The following is a 24,395-nucleotide window of genomic DNA, read 5'->3' as shown; positions in this document are numbered from 1 at the left end:
CCCGGAACGGCGGCAGGTTGACTAGGGGACCGGAATCCGTTCGACGCGGATCGAGAAGACCTCCTCGCGGGGCACCACGACCTCGTAGGCGCCGTGGTCGACCAGCCAGTAGCCCAGCGCCTCCGCCTTCATCCCGCTGTGCCCCGTGTAGGCGATGTGCAGCCCGTCGTCGTCCTCGTCGATCACGATGCACGGCTCGCCGCCGAACGCCCCCACCGTGCGGATCAGCACGAGCCACTCCACCTGCGACCTGGCCACCACCCTGCGCCAGTAGCCCGACGCGGGATCGAACCCGTCCAGCTCGACCTCGCTGAACAGCACCACCTGGTCGTTGTCGGGGCCCAGAGCGGCGGGCAGCGTGCGGCCGTCGAAGCGCGCCACGAAGCCGGACGCGACCGGCATGATCTCGTCGTCACTCATGCGGCGGGCCGCCAAGTCAGGCCGTCGTACTCGGCGAAGGGCCGCTCGCCGTCGGCGGTGACGTGGACGATCTCCGTCCCGGCCGGGATCGGCATCGGAACGGTGTGGAACTGCGGCACCACGTGATCCGACGATGTTGTGAAACCGTTGCCGGCGAACGGCGGCGCGTCGCTCCAGTCGCCACCCATGTGGGGCCCGTACGGCACCGCGTACGTGTCGACGTCGCGCGCGTACCAGCGCATCACGTAGAGCTCGGGCACCTCGCCGAACAGCTCCGACCCGTCGAAGGACAGGTCGAGCCCGTGGTAGAGCGACTCAGGCGTGGTCAGCCTGACGCAGTCCTGCACGCGGTAGACGTAACCCGAGATCACCGTGCGTTTGCCCGACAGGTATGGCACGAGCAGACGCGGCGGGACAACCTTCTGCATCTGCGTTCCGCTCACGGTACTACTTTACGATCGGTTGAACCTCAGAGAACCCGGTGTTGGAGGCACGGCAGGGTCGCCCTGGCGGCTGTTGTCCATTCGTGATCCACCCGCACGGTCTGCACGCCGGGCGCCGTGCCCAGATCGGCGCGGATCACGCCCAGGGGATCGACCAACATGCTGCGGCCCACCCCGTAGCCGTCGGACGACTCGGCCGGGTTGGGCGCCTGGCCGACGGCGGCCGTCCACATCGTGTTCTCCAGCGCACGGGCCCTGACCAGGGTGACCCAGTGGTCCTCCTTGAGCGGCCCGGAGCCCCACGCGGCGATCACCGCGAACAGCTCGGCGCCCTTGTCCACGAGCGCCCTGGCCAGCTCGGGGAAACGCACGTCGTAGCAGGTGACGAGGCCGACCTTGAGCCCCGCGAGCTCCACCACGGTCGGCTCCGCGCCGGGCGCGACCAGGTCGGACTCCTTCGCGCCGAACGAGTCGAACAGGTGGATCTTCCGGTACGCCGCCCGCACCGCGCCCTGCGCGTCGATGGCCACGGCCGTGTTGTGCACGCGGTCGTCGCCCGGCTCGAAGACCCCGGCGATCACCGCCAGCCCGTGCTCCCTGGCCGCCTCCGCCAGGCCCGACACGAACGGCCCGTCCAGCGGCTCGGCCAGGTCCGTGATGCGCCGCCCGTAGCGGGTGAGCGTGGCCTCGGGGAAGATCGCCAAGTCGGCCCCCTCGGCCCTGGCGAGCGCCTCCTGGGCACGTTTCAGGTTCGTGGCCGGGTCAGGAGACACCGGGATCTGGCAGAGGGCGATTTCGGTCACGGCCCGACTCTAACCGGTTGGGCACCACTCGAAACCAGGTCAGGCACCGCCAGATCCACTCAAGGGGCCCGTACCTGAACCTGGCCTGCCACCACCTGCTGAACAGCATCTGCGCCGCCACGGTCACCGCCGCCAGCGCCACCACCGACCAGCGCGTCGGGTCGGTGTTCAGCAGCGGGGTGGCCAGGACGATCACGACGGTGCCCGTGACGTAGTTCGTCAGTGCCATCCTGCCCAGCGGCTCCAGCACCGCCGACAACCACGGCCGCAGCGCCAGCAGCAGCCCCAGCGAGTACGCCGCCGCGCCCGCCAGCGCGGCCGTGCTGTAGAGGATCCACCCGCCCTGGCTCGCCCAGGCGGCCGTCAGCAGCGCGCCGGCCAGCGCGGTGACCGCGAACGACGGCAGCAGCAGCGACCTGGACGGGCTCAGCCGCCACAGCCCCATGCCGATCAGGAACAGGCCGGGGATCAGCAACACCCCGCCGTCCACCTGGAGCCCCCACGCCAGCACCCCCACCCCGAGCAGCAGCACCGGCAGGCCGCCGGCCAGGAACGAGGCCGGCAGCAGCACCGCCGCGCCGTAGACGGCGTAGTAGGTCAGCACCTCGCCGTCGTAGAACGTGTGCTGGACCAGCCCGAGGCAGAACAGCCAGAACAGCCGGCTCAGCAGCGCCCAGCGGCTGTTGCCGCGCAGGAACAGCATGAAGCTGATGCCGAACAGCAGCGAGAAGATCGGGTAGAACCGGCTCTGGAACAGCGCCTCGATGGCCCAGTCGACGCCGTTGCGCGGGTCCTTGGCGGTGTGCTGCCAGGTGTTGACCAGCATGATGCCGCCCACCGCGAAACCGCGGAGGGCGTCGAGCTCACGGATGCGCGTCACAGGAACCAGGCCAACCACCATACGAGGAATCCGGCGCCGACGGCGGTCGCCGCGATCTGCGGCCAGCGCCGGTCGCGCAGCAGCGCGGCGGCGGTCAGCGCGGCCGAGGCGGCGGCGATCCAGGTGTAGGCGACGGCCGTGCCGGGCACGCCGACGGCGAGCGCGGTCTCGTTCCGGGTGACCAGGGCGTACACGGACTGGCCGACCAGCCCGGCGAAGGCCACGCCGGCCAGCCCGCCGAACGCCGCCAGCGCCCGGCCCCTCAGCGCGCCCGCGACCAGCTGGATCAGGCAGACGAGGGCGAACAGCGCGAAGGGCGCGGCCAGCCAGGGCGACTTCGAGATCTGGTACGGGGCGGCGGTCACGTGCAGGTCGCCGGGCTGCCCGGCGGCGTCGTCGACGCACGGCGAGGCCGCGCCGCCGGCCGGTGCGTCGAGGAATTCCACGATCTTGCGGCGGGCGCAGGGGCTGGTCAGGAAGACGGCGTGGGAGGCGCGGGGGAACTCCTCGAAGCGGGCGCCGGGGAGGGCCTCGGCCGCGGGCTTGGTTGTCCTGGTGGGGGTGGTGGGGTCGTACTGGCCGCCCACCACGTACACGGGGGCCTTGGTGGTGGCGTTGACGGCCTTGGACTTGGGGAGCTGCCACGCATCACACACCGTCTTGTCCCCATTTACGGTGAAAAGTCGGGATTTGGTGGTGTATGTGTTGAACGGGACCTCGTCCTGGCACTGCACCGCGTGATACAGCCCGAACTCGTGCGACACCAGCCCCTCGCCCACCGCGTCGGCCAGCGCCCGCAGCAGCTCGTCGTGGCCCTTCGCGAGCGCGCCGACCATGGCGGGCGCGACCGCCGCGAAGTCCGCCTCGTGCAGCGCCTCCGCCATGATCGTGGCCACGTCGTCACCGCTGATCCGCGCCTCGAAAGCCTTGCCGAGCAGCGGGTCGGTCGTCGTCACCTGCGCGGGCGTGGCGTTCAGCCGGGCCGTCATGGCCTCGAACGCGTCCTTCATGTTCAGCCGCGCCGCCGTGTCGGCCAGGTTGCGGTCGGCGTCGTCGTACCAGTTGACGCTCTCCGGCAGGTACGAGTCCAGCACCACCGACCGCACGCCCTTCGGGTCCGCGGCGGCCACGTCCATCATGACCCTGGTGGAGTAGCTGACGCCGAACAGGTTCCAGGAGTCGTACCCGAGCTTCTCCCGTAACGCGACCACGTCGGCCGCGATCTCCTTCGTGTTGTATCCACGCAGGTCGACGCCCTGCTCCTGGAGCCTCTTGCGGCAGCGGACGGCCGCCGCGCCGACGTCGGCGGGGGGCCGCCTGAGCTGCCCGAGCAACGCCTCGGCCGTCTCGGGGCACCCCAGGACCGGCTCGGAGTACTTGCTGCCGCGCTGCTCGATCGTCACCACGTCGCGATCGGGGAACATCTGGCTCAGGAACCCCGTCAGCTGCATGGACGCCGACCCCGGGCCCCCGCTCATGTACACCACGGGGTCGGGCCTGCGGTCCTTGGCGGTGGAGGCGTGGACCGCGTACCCCACCTTGATCTTCCGCTCCGGCGCGTCCCTGCGCTCGGGGACCTCGAGAAAACCGCACGTCGTACGGGGTGGCATGGCGACCGGGCAGGCGCTCGGGCCGGTGTCCGACGGGGTCATGACAGGGGGCGTCATTAAAGCGAGGGCTAGCACGACCCGAATGATCACGGGACGAGACTACCGACAAGGCGCGGCGAACCGCCCATGCCCTTCGCGACATCAGGGGGCGGAATGATGGGCGGCTTTCCCGCCGGGCATAGCCTAAGTGCCGTGACCGAACCACTTGTTGCCAGGATGCGCGCCTTCGGCACGACGATTTTCGCGGAGATGAGCGCGCTCGCCGCAGAGACCGGATCCATCAACCTCGGCCAGGGCTTCCCCGACACCGACGGGCCCGCGGCCATGCTCGACCGCGCGGTCCAGGCGATCACCTCGGGCGCCAACCAGTACCCGCCGGGTCCGGGGGTCCTGGAGCTGCGCCGGGCGATCTCGGAACACCGCTCCGCCCACTACGACCTCTCCTACGATCCGGCGGGCGAGATCCTGGTCACGGTGGGGGCCACCGAGGCCATCGCGTCGGCCGTGCTCGCCCTCTGCGAGCCGGGGGACGAGGTGATCGCCTTCGAGCCGTACTACGACTCGTACGCGGCCTCGATCGCGCTCGCCCAGGCCCGCCTGGTCGCCGTCACGATGCGCCCGGTGGACGGGCGCTTCACGTTCGACCCCGACGAGCTGCGCGCCGCCGTCACCCCGCGCACCCGCGTCATCCTCGTCAACTCCCCGCACAACCCCACCGGCACCGTCTTCACCCGCGCCGAGCTCGAGGTCATCGCCGAGCTCTGCCAGGAGCGCGGGCTGATCGCGGTGACCGACGAGGTGTACGAGCACCTGACGTTCGACGGGGTCGAGCACATCCCGCTGGCCACGCTGCCCGGCATGCGCGAGCGCACGGTGATGATCTCGTCCGCGGGCAAGACGTTCTCGGTCACCGGCTGGAAGACCGGCTGGATCTGCGCCCCTCCCGCCCTGGTCACGGCGGTGCAGACGGTCAAGCAGTTCCTCACGTTCACGTCGAGCGCGCCGTGGCAGATGGCGGTGGCGTACGGGCTGCGGCACGAGCTCGAGTGGGTGTCCGCGCTGCGCGCCGGCCTCCAGGACAAGCGCGACCGCCTCATGGAGGGCCTCGCGGCCGCCGGGTTCTCCGTCCTGCGGCCCTCCGGCACGTACTTCGTCCAGACCGACATCCGCCCCCTGGGCTTCACCGACGGCCTCGAACTCACCCGCCGCCTCCCGGACCTGGCCGGCGTGGTGGCCATCCCGACCCAGGTCTTCTACGACCACGCCGACCGGGGGCGGCACTTCGTCCGGTTCGCGTTCTGCAAGAAGGACGAGGTCATCGACGAGGCCGTGACCCGCCTCAAACGGCTCTCCACCTAAAGGGAGTCATCGGGTCGGTGGCGAGGGGCGGAGGCCGTCGAAGACGATGGCGAGGGTCCTCGTCCGCAGGCCCTCGTCCCACCCGTTGTGCTGCGCCGCCAGACACGTGGCGCTCAACAGCGCCAGCAACTCCGCCATCCCCACATCCCCCCGAACCGCCCCGGCGCCCTGCGCCCGCACCAGCAGCGTCTCGATGGCCCCCCGGATGTCCGGCATCCCGGCCTTGGCGTCGATCCCCGCCGCCGCCAGGGCGTCCACGAGCACCTTCTTGACGGTCGAATCCTCCACGATCATCGTGAAGTACTCGAAGAACGCCTCCCCGGCGTCCGGGGCCGTGGCCAGCTCGTCGGCCAGCGCGGCCAGCCGCGCCATCCGGTCGACGACGATCGCCTGGTAGAGGTCCTCCTTGGTGGGGAACTGGCGGTAGATCGTCCCCACCCCCACCCCGGCCAGCGAGGCGATCTCGCGCATCGACGCGGACAGCCCGTCCCTGGCCAGCACCACTTCGGCGGCCTCCAGTACCCGGGCGCGGTTGCGTCGCGCGTCCGCACGCATCACAGAGAGCCCCTTCCTCGTTGACAACCGGAACCGTTGTTCCGTATGGTCAACATCCGGAACAACCATTCCGATTCTAGGGGGAATCCCTTGGACTACCTGAATCTCGGCCGTTCCGGCCTGCGCGTCTCCAGGGCCTGCCTGGGCACCATGAACTTCGGCACCGAGTACGGCCTGGCCGCCAGTGACGAGGCCGAGGCGGGCCGGATCATCGACGCGTTCCTCGACGCGGGCGGCAACTTCATCGACACCGCCGACCTGTACCACCGGGGCGAGACCGAGGAGATCGTCGGCCGTGCGCTGAAGGGCAGGCGCGAGTGGGTCGTGCTGGCCACCAAGGGCGCCATGCCGGTGGGTACGGAGGGGCGCGGCCTGTCGCGCCGCCACCTCACCAGAGCCCTCGACGCCAGCCTGCGCCGGCTCGGCACCGACTATGTGGACCTCTACCAGTGCCACCAGTGGGACCCGGCGACGCCGATCGAGGAGACGATGGCCACGCTGGACGGGTTCGTCAGGGCGGGCAAGGTCCGCTACCTCGGCTGCTCCAACTTCACCGCGACCCAGCTCGTCGAGTCGCAGTGGGCCGCCGCCCGCGTGGGCGGCACGCCGTTCGTGAGCCTGCAGCCGCAGTACTCGCTCATCCAGCGGGTGATCGAGGCGGAGATCCTGCCGGCGTGCGAGCGGCACGGGATCGGCGCCGTCGTGTACGGGACTCTCGGCGGCGGCGTGCTGACCGGCCGCTACCGGCACGGCGAGGTCCCCGACCCCGACAGCCGCATGGGCAGGCTGCTCGGCCACTCCCTCCCCGGCGCGAACCGTTGGGCCCGATCGCTGCTCAACGACCGCAATCTGGACATCGCCGACGAACTCGTCAAGGTCGCGGCCGAACTCGGCGCCGCACCGGCAGCGGTGGCCCTGGCCTGGGTGGCGCGGCGGCCCGGGGTGACCTCGGTGCTGATCGGCCCGCGATCGGTGGAGCAGCTGCGGGAGAACCTGGCGGCCTTCGACCTCGACCTCCCGGACGAGGCGGCGGCCCGGCTGGACGAGATCTCCCACCACGACCTCGGCCCCATGGACGGCTCGTTCTTCCACCTCGTCCCCCGCTGATCGAGCCGTTCCTGCTCGGGTACGACGGTCAGCGGCGGCTGGTCTCGTCGCGGGGCTCGTCCAGCGGGGTGAGCGTGTCCGTGGCCGCCTCGTGCTCCATCCCGGTCGCCTGCAGCAGGTCCACGACCACCGAACGCAGCTGCGCGATGATCACGTGCGCCGAGAAGCCGAGCCCGTCGGGCCGCTCCCGCGCCGCCACCGCCAGCAGCGCCTGGCGCGCCAGCGTTGGCTCCCGGCCGGCGCCGAGCTCCAGCTGCAGCAGCAGCGCCGCCTCCGAGACCTCGCGCAGGGCCTCCGCCAGGGCGGTGGGCGGCGGGCTGGCCTCCCCGAGCGAGGCGAGGGTACGCCTGCTCAGCACCCGGGCGTTCCGCAGCGCCAGATCCACCGGCACGGCGGCGGTCTCGTAGCGCGCCAGCCTGGCCTTCCGGTGCCAGTGCAGCGGCGAGAGCATCGTGATCTCCTTGGCGGTCTCCAGCGCGTGCTCGAACTCCTCCACCGCCTCCTGCGTGTTCCGCGCCTCCTCCAGCGCCTCCGCCGCCAGCTCCACGTCCCGCTTCTCGATCGCCTCCGCCGCTCGTTCCAGCACCGTGGACAGCGCGTCGAGCACCCCGGACAGGTGCTTGGCCGCGATCGTGAACGGGCTGGCGGGCAGCAGCGCGACCGCCATGACCCCGACGATGCCCCCGGTGAGCGCGTCGGCCATCCGGTCCAGCCCGCCGGCACCGTCGCCGGGCACCAGGGTGGCCACCAGCACGGCCGACGACCCGGCCTGCGCGACGAACAGCGCCCCGCTGTTCAGCAGCACCGCGACGGCCATCGCCAGCGCCACCACGAGCGCGAGCTGCCAGGCGCCCGAGCCGATCCAGGACACCAGCAGGTCGCCGATGCCCACCCCGAGGCTGACGCCGATCACCAGCTCGGCCACCCTGCGCAGCCGCTGCCCCAGCCCGACGCCCACGCAGATCAGCACCGAGATCGGCGCGAAGAACGGGCGGGGGTGGCCGAGCAGCTCCATGGCGATGATCCAGGCCAGTGCGGCGCCCACCGCGCACTGCGCGATGGAGGGGGCCATGAGGCCGAACGTGCCCAGCCGTTCCTTCACATGATCGCTGAGCCTGGTTCGCACCCCTCTACCTTAAGGCGGATCTATATGACATTGAGGTCACGTTTGCCCCAGCTACGTCCTTTTCGTCGGGCGTTGTGTGGATTTTTCGGAGCTTGGGGGATCGCTCTCCGCGCCGGGGTCGGGCGAGTCGGTTGATGGCTCGTCGGGGTGGACGTCCAGCGGTGGCAGGGTCGCGACCGCCTCGTCCCGATCGATGCCGGTCGCCTGGAGGAGGTCCACGATGATGGACCTGAGCTGGGCGGTCATCACGTCCGCCGAGAAGCCCCACCGCTCCGCGCCCTGCCGCGAGGCCACCGACAGGATCGCCCGGCGCGCTCTTTCCGGCGAGCGTCCGGCGGCGAGGTCGTCCCGCAGCATGAGCGTGGCGTCGGCCAGTTCGCGCAGCTCGTCCGGCAGCCGGGGCGGGAGGGCGCCGGGGCCGTCGAGTGCCACGATGGCCCGCCTGGCCAGCACTCTGGCGTTTCTGAGCGCGTGATCGAGTGGCACGGCCGCCTGCTCGTACCCGTCCAGGAAGGGGCGGCGGTGGCGGTGGAGCGGCGAGATGGTGGCGATCTCCTTGCTCGTCTCCAGCGCCTGCCTGAACTCCTCCACGTTCTTGTGGCTGCCGCGCGCCTCCTCCAGCGCGTCGGAGGCCACGCGCGCGTCGCGGTTCTCGATGGCCTCGGCGATCTGCCGCAACGCGTCGGCCAGCGCGCCGAACGTCCCCTTCGCGTGCCTTCTCGCCAGCGCCGCCGGGCTGGTGGGCAGCAGGGCGACGGCCGCGAGCCCCATGAGCCCGCCGGCCAGGGCGTCGACCATCCTGTCGAACCCGCCGCTGCCGCTCGGCGGCAGGAGCGTGGCGACGAGCACGGCCGACGAGCCCGCCTGGAGGACGATCAGCGAACCGCTGTCGAGCAGCACCGCCACGGCCATGGCCAGCGCGACCACCAGCGCGATCTGCCAGGCGCCCGAACCGATCCGCGACACCAGCAGGTCGCCGACGCCGACGCCGAGGGTGACCCCGACGACCAGCTCCACCACCCGCCGCAGCCGCTGGCCCAGTGCCACGCCGATGCAGACCACGACGGCGATGGGCGCGAAGAACGGGCGGCTGTGGCCCAGCAGGTTCTTGGCCACGAGCCAGGCGATCGCGGCTCCGATCGCGCACTGGCCGATCGTGGGGGCCATCAGCCTCAGTCTGCCCAGACGCTGATGTACGTGCATGTCAACCACGCCCCTACCCTGCCGTGCATACGTGACACCAGGGTTACGGCGTGATGAGATGCGGCCCGTCAGCCGTCCAGAAAGGTGTCCACCGCCTGCAGGAACCGGCTGCGGGCCGTGGTGTGGATCAGATGCCCGACGTCGATCGTGACCAGCCGCGCCCCCGGGATCCGCGCCGCCACCTCCCCGGTGTTGGCGGGGCTCTGCTCCCCGCCGCTCAACACCAGCGTCGGCGCCGTGATCTTGCCGAGCCCTTCCAGCCAGGCGGGATCGGGGCCGGCCAGCTGCCGTTCCGTGTCGTGCATCATGCGCCAGTCGAACCCGGTCGAATCGTCCTCGACGATCGGCGGGCGGTTCTTGAAGGGGAGCGGCGGCGGCGCGTCCTCGAGCACGAGCCGCTCGACCCGGTCCGGGTGGTTCATGGCCGCGTGGTACGCCACCACGCCTCCGAGCGAGTGCCCGACCAGCGTGGCGCGCCCGATGCCCAGGTGGTCGAGCAGCGCGACGACGTCCTCTGCCATCTCCGGCACCTCGTACGGGCCCTGGTAGCCGCTGACCCCGTGCCCGCGCAGGTCGGGGGCGATGACGTGGTAGCGCGCCGCGAAATGCTGGGTGATGCCGTTCCAGTCGTTGTGGTTGGCGGTCCGGCCGTGGATGAGCAGGAGCGGGGGAGCGGTGGGGTCGCCTTCCTCCCGGTACACGAGCTTGATCCCGTTGACGTGTGCTTCGCGAATCACACCGGCGACCATATCGCCCGGCGTCCGGCGTGCTCCCCGGCCCGTGGCGCTGAGCGCACCTTGACATCGTCGGCGGGCTTCATGGGCAGACATTGACCATGAACCCCGCTGACCGGCTCGGATAGCGTCGCGAGGGCGGGGAGGACCGGTAACGGAGAAGGGGCGTCATATGCCGGACCCGATTGAAGTACGCAAGGTGCCGATCGAGAGCGTCACCGACGCCTCCGGTCTCGCCCGGCTCATCGCCGACGGGGTGATCGAGGCGCGCCGGGTGCTCGCCGTCGTCGGCAAGACCGAGGGCAACGGCGGCGTGAACGACTACACGCGCATCCTCGCCGACCGGGCCTTCCGCGAGGTGCTGGCGGAGCACGGGCATCCGGCACCGGAGAGAGTGCCGCTGGTGTGGTCGGGCGGCACGGACGGCGTGCTCAGCCCGCACGCCACCATCTTCGCCACCACGGCCGACGCGCTCCCGTCCGACGAGCCGCGGCTGTCGGTGGGCGTGGCGCTGAGCGAGGTGATCCTGCCCGAGGACATCGGCAGGCCCGCCATGGTGGAGAAGGTCGCGGCGGGCGTACGCGAGGCCATGAAGATCGCCGGGATCGACGACCCGCGCGACGTCCACTACGTACAGACCAAGACGCCGCTGCTCACCCTGGCCACCATCACCGACGCCAAGAGCCGCGGCCAGGACACCGCGATCGAGGAGACCGGCCCCTCCATGGACCTGTCCAACTCGACCACCGCCCTCGGCATCGCCGTCGCCCTCGGCGAGATCGACATGCCGAGCGCCGACCAGATCCACAAGGACCTGTCGCTGTACTCGTCCGTGGCCTCGTGCTCGTCCGGGGTGGAGCTGGACCGGGCGCAGATCGTGCTGGTGGGGAACGTACGCGGGATCGGCGGCCGCTACCGCGTCGGCCACAGCGTCATGAAGGACGCCCTGGACGCCGACGGCATCTGGGAGGCCATCAGGGACTCGGGGCTGCCGCTGCCGGAGCGCCCCCACCCGTCGGACCTCGGGGGGCGGCTGGTGAACGTGTTCATGAAGTGCGAGGCCGACCCGTCGGGACGGGTTCGCGGACGGCGCAACATCATGCTGGACGACTCGGACGTGCACTGGCACCGGCAGATCAAGGCGACGGTGGGCGGGGTGGCGGCCTCGGTCACGGGCGACCCGGCGGTGTTCGTCTCGGTGGCGGCCGTCCACCAGGGTCCCTCGGGCGGCGGCCCGGTCGCGGCCATCTCCGACCTGGGATAGGCGGCCATAGGGCCTGGGGATCGGGGCCCTGGGGATCAGGGCCCTGGGGATCAGGGCAGGGCCGGGGAGCCCGGGCTCAGGGCCAGGGGAGGGCGGTGAGCTCGGGCCATTCCTCGGTCCACCGGGCCACCTTGGCCTCGTACACGTGCCTGGGCGCCTGCCTGGGATTGGGCCGCAGCACCAGGCCGAACGCGTCGGCCACGCCATAGGGCGCGTAGACCTGCCACCGGCCCGACGGCGTGAGCCGCACGCCGAGGGAGCTGGTGGTGGAGGGAAAGGAGTCGATCGCGTCCTCGGCGCTCTCATAGGGCGGGCACGGCACGCCGAACCGCTCCTCGTACCACAGATGCACCCGGGCCTCGTTGCGGATCTCCACCGGCACGTCCCCGAACAGCTCGGCCCCCGCCCTGATCGCCCTGTCCTCGGCTTCCCAGGACAGGTCGGACGGATCGTAGTAGACCAGGTCGTAGTCCTTGATCCCGTGCTCGGGGTCACGGCCGGTGACGTGGTTCCAGATCGTCTGGACGACCGCGCCCGCCGCGACCCACCATCCGGGCAGGTCGAGCGCGCGAGCGCCGTCGAGCACGGTGGTCAGGGTGGGGTTGGCGCCGAGCACCCTCCGTAGGGCGGCGAGCTGCTCGTCCAGGGGAAGGCGTCCGATCCGCATCGCACCTGTCTACCAGCCGGAACCGACATCGTCGGTGGGTACGAGCATGTCGCCGGTGGGGGAGGGTGGGCCTTGTTCTAGCTATGTAGAGTACGAGATATGAAGAGAAGCCTGCGGATGACCATGCCGACCCAGGCTGTCCTCCGAGCCCTGCTAGGTGATCCCGCGCACGATCGCTACGGGCTCGAGGTGTGCGAGCTGGCGGAGCTGCCGAGCGGCACGGTCTACCCGATCCTGGCCAGACTGGAGCAGATCGGCTGGGTGGAGAGCCGGTGGGAGGACCCGGAGACGCACGTCGCGGAGGGACGTCCGCGCCGCCGCTACTACCGGATCACCGCGGACGGCGCGGAACAGGCGCGTGACGCCGTCGCGCGGGCGTACCGGTCGCGAAGGCAGCAGGCGCCCGGCTGGCTGAACCGCCCGGGCCCGGCCGGGGGCGGGCTATGAACGGCTCGCTTCGGCCACTGCTGGAGGCCGTCGGTGACACGCTGAACGGCGAGCGGCTGCGGATGGTCGAACAGGCCCACCTGACGGCCGCCCAATGGCATCGCGGTCAGCGCCGGCGCAGTGGCGAGCCCTACATCAGCCACCCGGTCGCCGTCGCCACGATACTGGCCGAGCTGGGCATGGACCACGAGGTGCTGTGCGCGGCCCTCCTGCACGACGTGCTGGAGGACACCGACTGCCCAGAGCAGGAGCTGGTGCGCGAATTCGGCGAGCCGATCGTGCGCCTGGTACGCGACATGGCCGCGTTGCGGGATCCCCGGCAAGTGCCCGTGATCTGGGCGAGTGAGACGGGCGAGCGCGTGCTGATGCTCAAGCTGGCAGATCGGCTGCACAACCTGCGGACGCTGCGCCGGCTGCCCGAGGCGAGGCGCCGGCGGACAGCACAGCAGACGCTGGACATTTTCGCGCCGGTCGCCGGTCGGCTCGGTCTGGGCCGCCTCGAACAAGAGCTCGAACGGCTCGCCATCGCCAACCTCCCCGGCCGGGAAGGCATCCGGGCATCCTTCGCCGTCATCGCCGCGGGCGCGATCCTGCTTCCACGCGAACGGCGGGCCCGCTGGTTGGAGGAGTGGCTGGGTGAACTGCAGGCACTCCCGGGCAGGTGGCCGAGGATACGGTTCGCCGTACAGGTGCTCAGCGGGATGCCGTGGCTGGCGATGACCCTGCGGCGGTGGGACAGCCGGGGCGGCCGCCGGCGGCCGGGCGTGGGCGCCGTGCGGGGGACCGGAGTACGGGCGCTGCGGGCCAGGCTCGGGGGCAGGGGCAGGGGCGGGCGCGGGTAGTCTCGGGGGCTGTGCCGAGCATCCCGCGACCTCTCGATCCCGACGACGACGGTGGCGCCGCGCCCGCCGTGGCCGCCGCCCTTGCCTCCTTTCAGGCCGGCACCGCCGACGCCGCCGACGTGCTGAACGCCCTCAGCGGGGCCAGGCTGCTGGTGCCCGTCGTGGCGTTGCTGACCGAGAGCGAGGTCGGCGCGCACGGGCTGCGGCAGGAGAAGGAGAGCGAGATGGCGCTGCCCAAGCTCGTCGGGGCGGACGGCAGGGAGGCGGTGCTCGCGTTCACCGGCAGCCAGGCGCTGGCCCGGTGGCGGCCCGACGCCCGGCCGATCCAGGCCACGGCCTTGCAGGTGTGCCGGGCGGCGGTGCAGGAGAAGGCGGCGGCGGTCGTGGTGGATGTGGCGGGGCCGGTGCAGTTCGTGATCGAGGGAGCGGTGCTGGAGGCGCTGGCGGCTGTCGAGTCGGGGACCGTCGATCGGCTCGACGGTGTGACCGTCGCCAAGGTGGAGCCTGTCCGGCGCCGCCGGTGGTTCTCCAGAAAGGGCTGATGACGTACGCCCCGCGGGGCCGGGTGCCGATCGGCGGAGCTGTGCCGGGCGCGTGCCGCCCGCCCGGGGAGGGTTGATGGGCGCGCGGCAAAGCCGGCAGGTGGATTGATACGGCCCCGCGTGGACGGGGTGGCGCATTAGGGTCGGCTCGTGGTCGCACTCATGGCGCTCGCCGGGCTGATCTGCGGACGCCACATCCGCGGGCTGGCCGACTCCTACGACGAGGGCCCGGTCCACTACGACCTGGGCGCGGTGATCCAGCGACCCGGCCTGGGGATCGAGCTGGTGACCGCCGCCGTGGCCGCGCTGGTCGCCTGGCGGTTCGGGCTGCCGTACGTACCTTTCGCCCTCATCGGCACCGCGCTGGCGGTCGTCGACTGGCGTACCAGCCTGCTGCCCGACGCGATCACGCTCCCGGCGTACCCGATCATGGCCCTGGCCCTGGCGCCGACGGGAGAGCTGCCCAGGGCGCTGGCCGGCGGGGTGGCGCTGACGGTCGTCTACGGGCTGCTCTGGTTCATCAGGCCGGAGGCGATGGGCCTGGGGGACGTCAAGCTGGCCGGGCTCATCGGGATGGCCGCCGCGGCGCTGAGCTGGCAGGCATGGATCGTCGCGGCCTTCGGCGGCCAGCTCCTCGGCGCCCTCTACGGCCTGGCGCTCCTGCTGTCCAGGCGCGGGACGAGGCACACCCAGTTCCCGTTCGGGCCGTTCATGCTGCTGGGCGCGTTCACGACACTCTGTCTCGGCTGGTGAACGCGGGACATCTCACTAGGCAGCACATGGAAGACTTGTACGCATGTTGCGCTGGTTGACCGCCGGAGAGTCCCACGGCCCCGAACTCGTCGCCATCCTCGAAGGCCTGCCGGCCGGGGTGGAGGTGACCACGGCCGCCATCGACGAGGCCCTGCGCCGCCGCAGGCTCGGTTATGGCCGGGGTGCCCGGATGAAGTTCGAGCAGGACCAGGTGACGATCGTGGGCGGCGTCCGCCACGGCCGCACGATGGGCAGCCCGGTCGCGATCCGGATCGGAAACACCGAGTGGCCCAAGTGGGAAAAGGTCATGGCGGCCGACCCGGTCGACCCGGCCGAGCTGGCGGGCCTCGCGCGCAACGCGCCCCGGTCCCGGCCGCGCCCCGGCCACGCCGACCTGGCGGGCATGCAGAAGTACGGGTTCGACGACGCCAGGCAGGTGCTCGACCGGGCCAGCGCCCGCGAGACGGCCGCCCGCGTCGCGCTCGGCGAGGTCGCCAGGCGCTTCCTCAAGCAGGCGCTGGGCGTCGACATCGTCAGCCACGTCACCGAGATCGGCGGCGCGAAGAGCCCGGCGGAAACGCTGCCCGGCCCCGGCGAGCTGGCCAGGATCGACGAGGACCCGGTGCGCTGCTCCGACGCCGAGGGCAGCGCGGCCATGATCGCCGTGATCGACAAGGCCCACAAGGACGGCGACACGCTCGGCGGCGTCGTCGAGGTCCTCGCGTACGGCCTGCCGCCCGGCCTGGGCAGCTACACCCACTGGGACCGCAGGCTCGACTCCAGGCTCGCCGGCGCGCTCATGGGCATCCAGGCGATCAAGGGTGTGGCGGTCGGCGACGGCTTCGAGACCGCGCGCAGGCCCGGCTCCCAGGCCCACGACGAGATCGAATACACCGCGGAAGACGGCGTGCGCCGCATCACCAACCGCGCGGGCGGCGTCGAGGGCGGCATGACGAACGGCGAGATCCTGCGCGTCAGCGCCGCCATGAAGCCGATCTCCACTGTCCCCAGGGCGCTGGCCACGATCGACGTCAAGACCGGCGAGGCGGCCAAGGCCCACCACGAGCGCTCCGACGTGTGCGCCGTGCCGGCCGCCGGCATCGTGGCCGAGGCCATGGTCGCGCTGGTGCTGGCCGACGCGGCCCTCGAGAAGTTCGGTGGCGACTCCGTCGAGGAGGTCGCCCGCAACCTGTCCGGCTACCTGTCTTCGATGGTGATCAAATGAGCAGGGTTGTATTGATCGGTCCCCCCGGGTCCGGTAAGACGACGCTCGGGCAGTTGCTCGCCGAGCGGCTCGGCGTCGGGTTCCGCGACACCGACGCCGACGTGGAGGCCGTCGCCGGCAAGCCCGTCTCCGACATCTTCGTCGAGGACGGCGAGGCCCGCTTCCGCGAGCTGGAGCACGAGGCCGTGCGCCGCGCTCTGGCCGAGCACGACGGGATCCTGTCGCTCGGCGGCGGCGCCGTGCTCAACGAGGAGACGCAGGCGCTGCTCGCGGGCCACCACGTCGTCTACCTGCAGGTGGGGCTGGCGGACGCGGTCCAGCGGGTGGGGCTCGCCTCGGCCCGGCCGCTGCTCGTGCTCAACCCGCGCAGCCAGCTGAAGAAGCTGATGGAGGAGCGGCGGCCGGTCTACGAGCGCCTGGCGGTGGCGACCGTGGTCACGGACAAGCGGGAGCCGGAGGAGCTCGCCGACGAGATCATCAAGGGGCTGCCCGCATGAGTGCCACGAGGATCCACGTACGCGGTGACAGCCCGTACGACGTGGTGGTCGGCACCGGGGTGCTGGCCGAGCTGACCACGCTGCTCAAGCCCGGCGTGCGCACGGTCGCCGTCATCCACCCGGAGACCCTGCCGGAGATCTCCGGCCCGGTCGGCGAGGTGCTGCGCGAGGCCGGCTACGAGGTCGTCGAGCTGCCCGTGCCCGACGGCGAGGCGGCCAAGACCGTCGAGGTGGCCGCCGGGCTCTGGTCGGCGCTCGGCCGCAGCGGCGTGACCCGCTCCGACGCCGTGGTGGGCGTGGGCGGGGGCGCCACGACCGACCTGGCGGGGTTCGTGGCGGGCACGTGGCTGCGCGGCGTACAGGTCGTGCTCGTGCCCACGACGCTGCTCGCCATGGTCGACGCGGCCGTCGGCGGCAAGAACGGCATCGACACGCCCGAGGGCAAGAACCTCGTGGGCACGTTCCTGCCGCCCGCCGGGGTGCTGTGCGAGCTGTCCACGCTGGCGAGCATGCCGAGGCGCGACTACGTGGCCGGCCTGGCCGAGATCATCAAGGGCGGGTTCATCGCCGACCCGGAGATCCTCAGGCTCGTCGAGGCCGACCCGGAGGCCGCCACGCGACCCGACGGCCCCCACACCCGCGAGCTGATCGAGCGCAAGATCCAGGTCAAGGCCCACGTCGTGGGGGCCGACCTGCGCGAGGCGGGCCTGCGCGAAATCCTCAACTACGGCCACACCCTCGCCCACGCCATCGAACGCGAGGAGCACTACGCCATCCGCCACGGCGAGGCCGTCGCCATCGGCATGGTCTACGCCGCCGAGCTGTCGAAGCTCGCCGGCCGCGCCGACCTGGTCGAACGCACCAGATCCATCCTCACGAGCGTCGGCCTGCCCACCGCCTACCGCGCCGACGCCTGGAAGTCCCTGCGCGACCACATGCGGCTGGACAAGAAGAACCGCGGCGCCAAGCAGCGGTTCGTCGTGCTCGACGGCCTGGCCGAGCCGGGCCGGCTCGAAGGCCCCTCGGAAGAGCTGCTCGAAGCCGCCTACAAGGAGATCTCCGCATGATCCTCGTGCTCAACGGGCCCAACCTGGGCAGGCTCGGCACCCGCGAGCCCGACATCTACGGCGCCGAGACGTTCGAGGACCTCGCCACGCTCTGCCGCGACACCGGCAGGAAGCTCGGCGAGCACGTCGAGGTGCGCCAGACCAACGACGAGGCCGAGCTGATCGGCTGGATCCACGAGGCCGCCGACGGCCGCATCCCGGTCGTGCTCAACCCGGCCGCCTTCACCCACTACTCCTACGCCCTGCGCGACGCGATCGCCATGCGTACGGCACCGCTTGTCGAGGTTCACATCTCCAACCCGGCCGCCAGGGAAGAGTTTCGCCACAACTCCGTCGTGGCCGGGGTGGCGACGGGCACCATCGCGGGCTTCGGACTACAGTCATACGTCCTTGCGCTGCACGCTATCGCGGAGATGAACACCACCTCATGAGGCACTACAAGTCCTTCGTCGCCCTCGGCGACAGCTTCACGGAAGGACTGAACGACCCCGGTCATAACGGTCACTACCGTGGCTGGGCCGACCGGGTGGCCGAACGGCTCGCCGCCGACGAACCCGGCTTCCGCTACGCCAACCTGGCCGTGCGCGGGAAGCTGCTCGACCAGATCGTCGCCGAGCAGGTGCCGGTGGCCGTCGAGATGGCCCCCGACCTGGTCAGCCTCTGCGCCGGGGGCAACGACCTGCTCAGGCCGGGCAGCGACCCCGACGTGATGGCCAAGAAGCTCGCCCGCGCCGTGCGCGACCTGCGGGCCGGGGGCTCGGACGTGCTGCTGTTCACGGGGGTGGACCCGCGCGACACGCCGCTGATGCGGCGGCTGCGCGGCCGCTTCGCGGTCTTCTACCTGCACGTGCGCTCCATCGCCGACCTCTACGGGTGCCGGCTGGTGGACCAGTGGTCGATGCAGGGGCTGCGCGACTGGCGGGCGTGGAGCGCGGACCGGCTGCACATGAACGAGGACGGTCACCGGCTGGTGGCGGCGCGGGTGCTGGACGTGCTGGGGGTGCCGTTCGAGGACTGGCGCAAGGACTGGCCGTCCCGCACGGTCGATCCCCGGGCGCGGCGGCGCGAGGACGCCCAATGGATCCGCGAGCACCTCGTCCCCTGGATGTCCCGCCGCCTCCGCGGCGTCTCCTCCGGCGACGGGGTTTCTCCCAAGCGTCCTGACCTTACTGCTTTTTAGTTCTTTTACGGCTGCGCACGGCCAGGCCACCCGCCGTACTTCGGCTGGTGGCCTTCCAGGGAACGGCCGCTGACCCTTCACCGGCTGAGCGCCGTTACGGTGCGCACGCTTGACCGGCTGGGTGGTGAAAAGCCGGACCGGCTCCGTGCTTCCCCCTTTCCCGTCGCCCACGTTGCGCCGATCCCCACCGCACGGCTGCTCGCCGCGCCGGCGCCGGCGCCCGCGTTCAGGTGGGGGATTCGGACGCGAGGCGCTTGAGGGCCGCGCGGGGGATGGCCGGGTCGGTGGTGCGCCAGAACGGGGGGAGGGAGCCCAGGAGGAAGCCGCTGTAGCGGGCCGTGGCGAGCCGGGGGTCCAGGACGGCGATGACGCCCTTGTCGTCCTGGGCGCGCAGGAGGCGGCCGGCGCCCTGGGCGAGGAGGAGGGCGGCGTGGTTGGCCGCGACCGCCATGAAGCCGTTGCCGCCCCTGGCCGCCACGTGGCGCTGCCGGGCCGACGTCAGCGGGTCGTCCGGGCGCGGGAACGGCACCCGGTCGATGATGACCAGCCGCAGCGAGGGCCCCGGCACGTCCACGCCCTGCCACAGCGACAGCGTGCCGAACAGGCAGGTGGGCTCGTCCTCGGCGAACTGCTTGACCAGCAGCATCGTCGAGTCGTCCCCCTGGCACAGCAGCGGCACGTCCAGCCGCTCGCGCAGCGCCTCCGTGGCGGCCTTGGCGGCGCGCATCGAGGAGAACAGGCCCAGCGTGCGCCCCCCGGCCGCCTCGATCAGCTCGACGATCTCGTCCAGGTACTGCTGCGGCAGCCCGTCGCGGCCGGGCTGGGGGAGGTGTTTGGCGACGTACAGGATGCCCGCGCGGGGGTGGTCGAACGGCGAGCCGACGTCGATGCCCTGCCAGCCCTTGCCGTCGCCGAGCCCCCACTGCGCGGCCAGCGCGTCGAACGTGCCGCCCAGGGCCAGGGTGGCGGAGGTGAGGATCACCGTGCGCTCGCCGAACAGCTTGTCGCGCAGCATGCCGCTCACCGTCAGCGGCGCGACCCGCAGCGTGGGCGGGCGCCGGTCGGTGCCCCCGTCGAGCCAGACCACCTCGGCGCGGTCGGACTCCGAGGCGTGACCGTACGCCTCCAGCATGCGCACCGCCGTGTCGTGCACCTCGTCCAGCACCGAGAACGCGGCCTTGCGCTGCCCCGCCTTGTCGGGGTCGTCCTTGTCGGCGCCGCGCGGCCCCATGGCCGTGACGCATCGCGCGGCCGAGTCGCGCACCAGCGCCAGCGTCAGGCCGAGCACCTGCGGCAGTTCGTCGATGCGCCCGGGCGGCGCGGCGGCCAGCAGCGCCTTGAGGTCCTCGCCCGCCTCCATGAGCTGGTCGGCGATCGCCTGCTCGATCAGCCTGCCCACCCGGCGCACCGCCAGCGCCACGGTCAGCTCCGACAGCTCGCCGGTCACCACCGAGGTCACCCGGTCGACCAGCTCGTGGGCCTCGTCCACGACCACGACCTCGTGCTCGGGCAGCACCGGCAGGTCGCCCATGGCGTCGATGGCCAGCAGCGCGTGGTTGGTCACCACGACGTCCACCTCGCCCGCCCGCGCCCTGGCCATCTCGGCGAAGCACTCGGCCCCGCTCGGGCAACGGCTGGCACCGAGGCACTCCTGCGCGCTCACGGAGAACTGCCGCCACGCCTGCTCGCTCACCCCGGGCACGAGCTCGTCGCGGTCGCCGGTCTCGGTCTCGTCGGCCCACTCCTGGATGCGCTGCACCATGCGGCCGGTCGCGCTCACCTCGCGAGGGTCGAAGAGCTGGTCCTGCTCGTCCTCCTCGGGCCAGCCCGCCGTCGCCTTGTAGCGGCACAGGTAGTTGCGGCGGCCCTTCAGGATCGCGAACGTCGGCTCGTGCGGCAGCTCCTTGCCCAGCGTCTCGGCCAGCCGGGGCAGGTCGCGGTCGACGAGCTGGCGCTGTAGCGCGATCGTGGCCGTGGAGACCACGACGGGCGAGTCGCTGTCCATCGCGTGGCGGATCGACGGCACCAGGTAGGCCAGCGACTTCCCGGTGCCCGTGCCGGCCTGGACCGCCAGGTGTTCCTCACCGTCGATGGCCTGTTGCACGGCCTGGACCATGGTCAACTGGCCCTGCCGTTCGCTCCCTCCGAGAGCGTTTACCGCGACCATGAGAAGTTCGTCCGCAGACGGGAGATGGGAGTCCGGCACGGCAGTAAACGCTACCCGCATTCCAGGGTCGCCGTGCCGAACGCGGTGTGATCGGCCAGATGCATCCCGGCGTTCCCGGACCCTCGCGGCGACGCCCGTGGCACACTGGGCGGTCGGGACTCCGGCGGGTCAGAGAAGGCCTTCACACAGAGTGATCAAAGGGGTTCCCGGTGTAGATGGGAAGGCCGGTTCAAGAGGGTTTTCCGGGGTTGAGTGGACGGGAAAAGGCTGGTTAAAGCAGTATGTCTGCCATGTCGGAAGTTGTCCCGTTGCCGTCGTTCGGCGAAGTGTTCTTCGATGCGCGAGGTCAGGAGCGGTGTCTCCGCGTCACGTGGCATGAGGGCACGCTGGTCCTGAGCCTCTGGCGCGGCGAGATGTGCACCGCGAGCTTCCGCATGCCGATGGAGGACGTCGGGCGCCTGCTCGACACTCTCGACGAGGGTTTCGCCGAGGCCACGGGCGAGCAGCCCGCCGTGCCCGCGCACGACCCGGGCACCGAGGTCATGCCCGGCACCGGTCAGTACCAGCGGCCGACCCCACCCGTCCAGCAGCCGCCGCAGCACCAACCCGAAGAGCGGCCCACGGCCGCCCTGTCGCCCAACGACGTCCTCGTGGCCAGGGGCGCCCCTCCGGCCCGCCAGGACAAGCTGGTCGCCTCGTACGGCGAGACCACGGCCCCCAGGGACACCATGCCCCCCGCGTACGGGGAGGCGCCCAGGGACGCCTACGGCGAGGCTCCGAGGGACGCCTACGGCGAGCGGGCCCCCTTCACCGGCCCCCAGTACGTGGAGACGACGGCCCCGCAACAGCGCTACACCGGCGACCCGCTCAGCGGCCCGCAGTACGCCGGCGACCCCTTCAGCGGGCCCCAGTACACCGGCGATCCCCTCAGCGGCCCGCAGTACAGCGGCGACCCGCTCAGCGGTCCGCAGTACAACGGTGACGCCTACAGCGGCCCGCAGTACGCCGCCGAGCCGCAGCAGTACGGCGGCCCCGCCGCCCAGGCCGACCCCTTCATGGGTCCCCAGTACATCGACAACGAGCCCGTCTACCAGATGCCCGGCGACCAGCGCCGCCCGGCGCCGCTGAGCACCGACCCGCTCGGCTTCCCCTCCCAGGCGGCCGCGCCCCACCAGCCGCCCCAGCACCAGCCGGCCCCTCCTCAGCAGCCCCAGCACCGGCCCGACCTTTATCAGAACGACCCGTACCAGAACGACCCCTACCCGGCCGATCCTTACGCCTACCAGCAGCAGCAACCGCCGCCACCGCCTCAGGCCCCGGCCGCCGCGGGCCTGGGGACCCCCATGCACGGCATCCCGGGCGCGGGCCGGCGCCGTCCCGCCCCGCAGCCCGTCCGCGACGACTACGCCGCCTACCAGCAGAGTCCCGCGCCGAACCCGGTGGACCCGCTGATGTCCATGGGCCGCCAGGAGCACCAGCAGCCCGACGCGCTGTCCCGCCCGTACGTCGTGGACCCCATGTTCTCCACCGGCGAACGCCTGCGGCCCGGCGAGCAGCCGGACTACCACGAGCGGAGCGACCGCAGGGAGTGGTGACACGCCGGGTCCGGGGGCCAGGTACGCTCCTCCCGTGAACCCGACCATGGGCCTGCAACTGCTGCTGGTGGCGGGCGGCGCCATCGGCGTCGCGGCCGTCGCCCGGCGCAAGGGCTGGCCCGCCCCCCTCCTGCTGGTGGCCGCCGGCCTGCTGGTGTCGCCGCTGGTGCCGGCGGTGCCGCTGCAGCCCGAGCTCGTGCTGTACGTGTTCCTGCCGCCGCTCCTCTACTCCGCCGCGTTCGACAGCTCCTACCTGCGCCTGCGTGACGTCAAGCGGGCCGTGGCCCTGCTGTCGATCGGGCTCGTGCTGTTCACCACCGCCGCCGTCGGGCTGGTCGTCCACCTGCTGCTGCCGCAGCTCCCGCTCGCGCTGGCGTTCGCGCTGGGCGCGATCATCGCGCCGCCCGACGCCGTGGCCGCCGTCGCGGTCGGCCGCCGGCTGGGCCTGCCGCGCAGGGCACTGACGATCCTGGTCGGCGAGAGCCTGTTCAACGACGCCACGGCGCTCACGCTCTACCGGGTCGCCGTCGGGGCCGCGCTGGGCGGCACCTTCGACATGTGGCACGGCCTCGGCGACTTCGCGCTCGCCGCGGCGGGCGGCGTGGCGATCGGGCTGGTGGTGGCGTTCGCGATGGCCTGGTTGTTCAGGCACACGCGAGACTCCCTGGTCGAGAACACGCTGATGCTGCTGATCCCGTTCGCCACCTACCTCGCGGCGGAGAGCGTGCATGCCTCGGGCGTGATCGCGGTCGTGATCGTCGGCCTCTATCTGGGCAACCGCATGCACCTGCAGGGGTTCGGCACCCGCCTGGTGTCCGACGCCGTGTGGAAGGTCACCGACTTCTTCCTGGAGGCGGTGGTGTTCGCCCTGATCGGGCTGCAGCTCACGACCGTCATCCAGGGCATCTCCGGCTACGACCCGTGGGCGGTCGCGGGCTACGCCGCCGCCGTGCTGGCGGTGACGATCGTCAGCAGGTTCGTGTGGCTGTTCGTGGTGACGCGCCTGATGAAGCTCCTGCGCAGGAGCAACGTGCCCACCGGCCCGCAGACGGTGATCCTCGGCTGGGCCGGCATGCGCGGCGTGGTGTCGCTGGCGGCGGCCTTCGCCCTCCCGCCGGACATCCCCGCGCGGGACCGCGCGATGCTGCTGTTCCTGACGTTCACGACCGTGATCGGCACGCTGCTCATCCAGGGCACCACGTTCCCCGCGCTGATCAGGCGGCTGCGCGTGTCGAGCGAGCAGGAGCAGTACGAAGACCGCCTGGCCGAGGCGGCGGCCCAGCAGGCCGCGCTGGAGGCCGGCCTCGAGGAGCTCACGCGGCTCATCGCCGAGCAGGGCGAGCCCGACGAGATCCAGAAGCAGGTCATCGACCAGCTCAGAGAGAAGTCCTGGCGCCGCTCGCTGAGCGCCTGGGAGCGGCTGGGCGGCGGCACGGGGCAGGGTGGCGCTGAGACCCCCAGCGCCCTCTACCGCCGCCTGCGCCGTGACATGCTCCAGGCCGAGCGGCAGGTCTTCGTCCGGCTGCGCGACGAACGCCGCCTCGACGACGAGGTGATGCGCGACGTGATGGCGCAGCTCGACTTCGAGGAGGCGATCCTGGAGCGCTAGCCGGGAAGAGCCGCGCCGCTCAGCCCATCGCGCTGTCGACGAAGCACCAGCGCCAGTCCTCGCCGCGTTCGTAGGACTGGATCACCGGGTGGGCCGTCTCGTGGTAGTGCTGGGTGGCGTGCTTGGCCGGTGAGGAGTCGCAGCACCCGATGTGACCGCACTCCAGACAGCGCCGCAGGTGCACCCAGCGGCCCCCGACGGCGAGGCACTCCTCGCAGCCCTCCGGCGTCTTCGGGGCCGGATCGTCCGCCTGGGAAAGATGCTCGCAAATTGCCATAGAAGAAATCCTAGGACCAGCAG

General features: G+C 71.7%; 26 protein-coding genes. 14 read left to right on the top strand and 12 right to left on the bottom strand.

The features are described 5' to 3' along the window. Positions 1–21 precede the first annotated feature (21 nt). Genes ACWEPL_RS01220 through ACWEPL_RS01200 form a run of 5 tightly spaced genes read right to left on the bottom strand, consistent with a single transcriptional unit; the run spans position 22 to position 4,198 of the window. Positions 22–420, bottom strand: coding sequence for a hypothetical protein (locus ACWEPL_RS01220; protein WP_350722531.1), 399 nt, complete (start codon positions 418–420; stop codon positions 22–24). Continuing rightward, a complete protein-coding gene (locus ACWEPL_RS01215; RefSeq protein ID WP_355194675.1) occupies positions 417–863 on the bottom strand; it encodes a hypothetical protein in 447 nt (148 codons plus the stop codon). Before ACWEPL_RS01215 ends, ACWEPL_RS01220 begins: the two co-directional genes overlap by 4 nt. A 26-nt stretch (positions 864–889) precedes the next feature. Continuing rightward, positions 890–1,666 carry a carbon-nitrogen hydrolase family protein gene (locus tag ACWEPL_RS01210; protein ID WP_452434595.1) on the bottom strand — a complete coding sequence of 259 codons (777 nt, stop codon included), beginning with the start codon at positions 1,664–1,666 and terminating at the stop codon, positions 890–892. Further along, a complete protein-coding gene (locus ACWEPL_RS01205; RefSeq protein WP_452434593.1) occupies positions 1,626–2,546 on the bottom strand; it encodes a DUF418 domain-containing protein in 921 nt (306 codons plus the stop codon). Before ACWEPL_RS01205 ends, ACWEPL_RS01210 begins: the two co-directional genes overlap by 41 nt. Then, a complete protein-coding gene (locus tag ACWEPL_RS01200; RefSeq protein ID WP_452434592.1) occupies positions 2,543–4,198 on the bottom strand; it encodes an alpha/beta fold hydrolase in 1,656 nt (551 codons plus the stop codon). The genes ACWEPL_RS01205 and ACWEPL_RS01200 overlap by 4 nt, the downstream gene beginning before the upstream one ends. Positions 4,199–4,348: 150 nt before the next feature. Between ACWEPL_RS01200 and ACWEPL_RS01195 the strand changes: the two genes are divergently transcribed. Continuing rightward, positions 4,349–5,515, top strand: coding sequence for a pyridoxal phosphate-dependent aminotransferase (locus ACWEPL_RS01195; RefSeq protein ID WP_350722521.1), 1,167 nt, complete (start codon positions 4,349–4,351; stop codon positions 5,513–5,515). A 6-nt stretch (positions 5,516–5,521) separates the two neighbouring features. On the opposite strand, the gene ACWEPL_RS01190 is transcribed toward ACWEPL_RS01195, so the two are convergent. Beyond that, positions 5,522–6,070, bottom strand: a complete 549-nt coding sequence (locus ACWEPL_RS01190) for a TetR/AcrR family transcriptional regulator (protein ID WP_355195186.1) — start codon at positions 6,068–6,070, stop codon at positions 5,522–5,524. 90 nt (positions 6,071–6,160) lie between these two features. Between ACWEPL_RS01190 and ACWEPL_RS01185 the strand changes: the two genes are divergently transcribed. Next, positions 6,161–7,177, top strand: coding sequence for an aldo/keto reductase (locus ACWEPL_RS01185; RefSeq protein ID WP_452434590.1), 1,017 nt, complete (start codon positions 6,161–6,163; stop codon positions 7,175–7,177). A gap of 28 nt (positions 7,178–7,205) precedes the next feature. Here the strand turns inward: ACWEPL_RS01185 and ACWEPL_RS01180 are convergent, their stop codons facing one another. The 3 genes from ACWEPL_RS01180 to ACWEPL_RS01170 form a co-directional block, all read right to left on the bottom strand. Continuing rightward, positions 7,206–8,303: an FUSC family protein gene (locus tag ACWEPL_RS01180; RefSeq protein WP_350722511.1), complete on the bottom strand. Its 1,098-nt coding sequence runs from the start codon at positions 8,301–8,303 to the stop codon at positions 7,206–7,208. Between the two features lie 51 nt (positions 8,304–8,354). After that, a complete protein-coding gene (locus ACWEPL_RS01175) occupies positions 8,355–9,470 on the bottom strand; it encodes an FUSC family protein (protein WP_452434589.1) in 1,116 nt (371 codons plus the stop codon). 104 nt (positions 9,471–9,574) lie between these two features. Next, positions 9,575–10,243, bottom strand: a complete 669-nt coding sequence (locus tag ACWEPL_RS01170) for an alpha/beta fold hydrolase (RefSeq protein ID WP_452434588.1) — start codon at positions 10,241–10,243, stop codon at positions 9,575–9,577. A gap of 169 nt (positions 10,244–10,412) precedes the next feature. On the opposite strand from ACWEPL_RS01170, the gene ACWEPL_RS01165 reads away from it, so the two are divergent. Continuing rightward, the gene (locus tag ACWEPL_RS01165; protein ID WP_363965633.1) at positions 10,413–11,504 is read left to right on the top strand and encodes a barbiturase; all 1,092 of its coding nucleotides are present in this window, start codon (positions 10,413–10,415) and stop codon (positions 11,502–11,504) included. Between the two features lie 76 nt (positions 11,505–11,580). Here the strand turns inward: ACWEPL_RS01165 and ACWEPL_RS01160 are convergent, their stop codons facing one another. After that, complete coding sequence (locus ACWEPL_RS01160; RefSeq protein WP_452434587.1) at positions 11,581–12,171, bottom strand: nucleotidyltransferase family protein; 591 nt, start codon at positions 12,169–12,171, stop codon at positions 11,581–11,583. Positions 12,172–12,270: 99 nt separating this feature from the next. Here ACWEPL_RS01160 and ACWEPL_RS01155 point away from each other — a divergent pair, with 99 nt between their 5' ends. The 9 genes from ACWEPL_RS01155 (at position 12,271) to ACWEPL_RS01115 (ending at position 18,724) form a co-directional block, all read left to right on the top strand. Then, positions 12,271–12,618, top strand: a complete 348-nt coding sequence (locus ACWEPL_RS01155) for a PadR family transcriptional regulator (protein WP_452434586.1) — start codon at positions 12,271–12,273, stop codon at positions 12,616–12,618. After that, positions 12,615–13,460: an HD domain-containing protein gene (locus tag ACWEPL_RS01150; RefSeq protein WP_452434584.1), complete on the top strand. Its 846-nt coding sequence runs from the start codon at positions 12,615–12,617 to the stop codon at positions 13,458–13,460. Before ACWEPL_RS01155 ends, ACWEPL_RS01150 begins: the two co-directional genes overlap by 4 nt. 11 nt (positions 13,461–13,471) lie before the next feature. Then, positions 13,472–14,002, top strand: a complete 531-nt coding sequence (locus ACWEPL_RS01145; RefSeq protein WP_363965626.1) for an SseB family protein — start codon at positions 13,472–13,474, stop codon at positions 14,000–14,002. 150 nt (positions 14,003–14,152) lie between these two features. Beyond that, positions 14,153–14,755, top strand: a complete 603-nt coding sequence (locus ACWEPL_RS01140; RefSeq protein WP_452434583.1) for a prepilin peptidase — start codon at positions 14,153–14,155, stop codon at positions 14,753–14,755. A gap of 43 nt (positions 14,756–14,798) precedes the next feature. Beyond that, on the top strand, positions 14,799–15,980 hold the full coding sequence (aroC, locus tag ACWEPL_RS01135; RefSeq protein WP_452434581.1) for a chorismate synthase: 1,182 nt from the start codon (positions 14,799–14,801) through the stop codon (positions 15,978–15,980). Further along, entirely contained in the window at positions 15,977–16,477 is a 501-nt protein-coding gene (locus tag ACWEPL_RS01130) for a shikimate kinase (protein ID WP_350722490.1), read from the top strand. Before aroC ends, ACWEPL_RS01130 begins: the two co-directional genes overlap by 4 nt. Further along, entirely contained in the window at positions 16,474–17,544 is a 1,071-nt protein-coding gene (aroB, locus tag ACWEPL_RS01125; RefSeq protein WP_452434579.1) for a 3-dehydroquinate synthase, read from the top strand. The genes ACWEPL_RS01130 and aroB overlap by 4 nt, the downstream gene beginning before the upstream one ends. Next, complete coding sequence (gene aroQ, locus ACWEPL_RS01120) at positions 17,541–17,975, top strand: type II 3-dehydroquinate dehydratase (RefSeq protein WP_185077687.1); 435 nt, start codon at positions 17,541–17,543, stop codon at positions 17,973–17,975. The genes aroB and aroQ overlap by 4 nt, the downstream gene beginning before the upstream one ends. Next, positions 17,972–18,724: an SGNH/GDSL hydrolase family protein gene (locus tag ACWEPL_RS01115; protein WP_363965619.1), complete on the top strand. Its 753-nt coding sequence runs from the start codon at positions 17,972–17,974 to the stop codon at positions 18,722–18,724. The genes aroQ and ACWEPL_RS01115 overlap by 4 nt, the downstream gene beginning before the upstream one ends. Positions 18,725–18,950: 226 nt before the next feature. Here ACWEPL_RS01115 and ACWEPL_RS01110 read toward each other — a convergent pair whose 3' ends face one another. Continuing rightward, complete coding sequence (locus ACWEPL_RS01110; RefSeq protein WP_363965617.1) at positions 18,951–20,951, bottom strand: ATP-dependent DNA helicase; 2,001 nt, start codon at positions 20,949–20,951, stop codon at positions 18,951–18,953. A 230-nt stretch (positions 20,952–21,181) separates the two neighbouring features. On the opposite strand from ACWEPL_RS01110, the gene ACWEPL_RS01105 reads away from it, so the two are divergent. Both ACWEPL_RS01105 and ACWEPL_RS01100 read left to right on the top strand, forming a co-directional pair. Continuing rightward, the gene (locus ACWEPL_RS01105) at positions 21,182–22,486 is read left to right on the top strand and encodes a hypothetical protein (RefSeq protein WP_452434578.1); all 1,305 of its coding nucleotides are present in this window, start codon (positions 21,182–21,184) and stop codon (positions 22,484–22,486) included. Positions 22,487–22,520: 34 nt separating this feature from the next. Beyond that, positions 22,521–24,095, top strand: a complete 1,575-nt coding sequence (locus tag ACWEPL_RS01100; protein ID WP_363965614.1) for a Na+/H+ antiporter — start codon at positions 22,521–22,523, stop codon at positions 24,093–24,095. A 19-nt stretch (positions 24,096–24,114) separates the two neighbouring features. Here the strand turns inward: ACWEPL_RS01100 and ACWEPL_RS01095 are convergent, their stop codons facing one another. Continuing rightward, positions 24,115–24,372 (bottom strand): UBP-type zinc finger domain-containing protein, encoded by a 258-nt coding sequence (locus tag ACWEPL_RS01095; protein ID WP_363965612.1) that lies wholly within the window; start codon positions 24,370–24,372, stop codon positions 24,115–24,117. Between the last annotated feature and the right edge of the window lie 23 nt (positions 24,373–24,395).

The organism is Nonomuraea sp. NPDC004186 (genome assembly GCF_053603495.1).
Note: the sequence above shows the minus strand (reverse complement) of the source record. Positions and strands in the feature narration are given on the sequence as shown.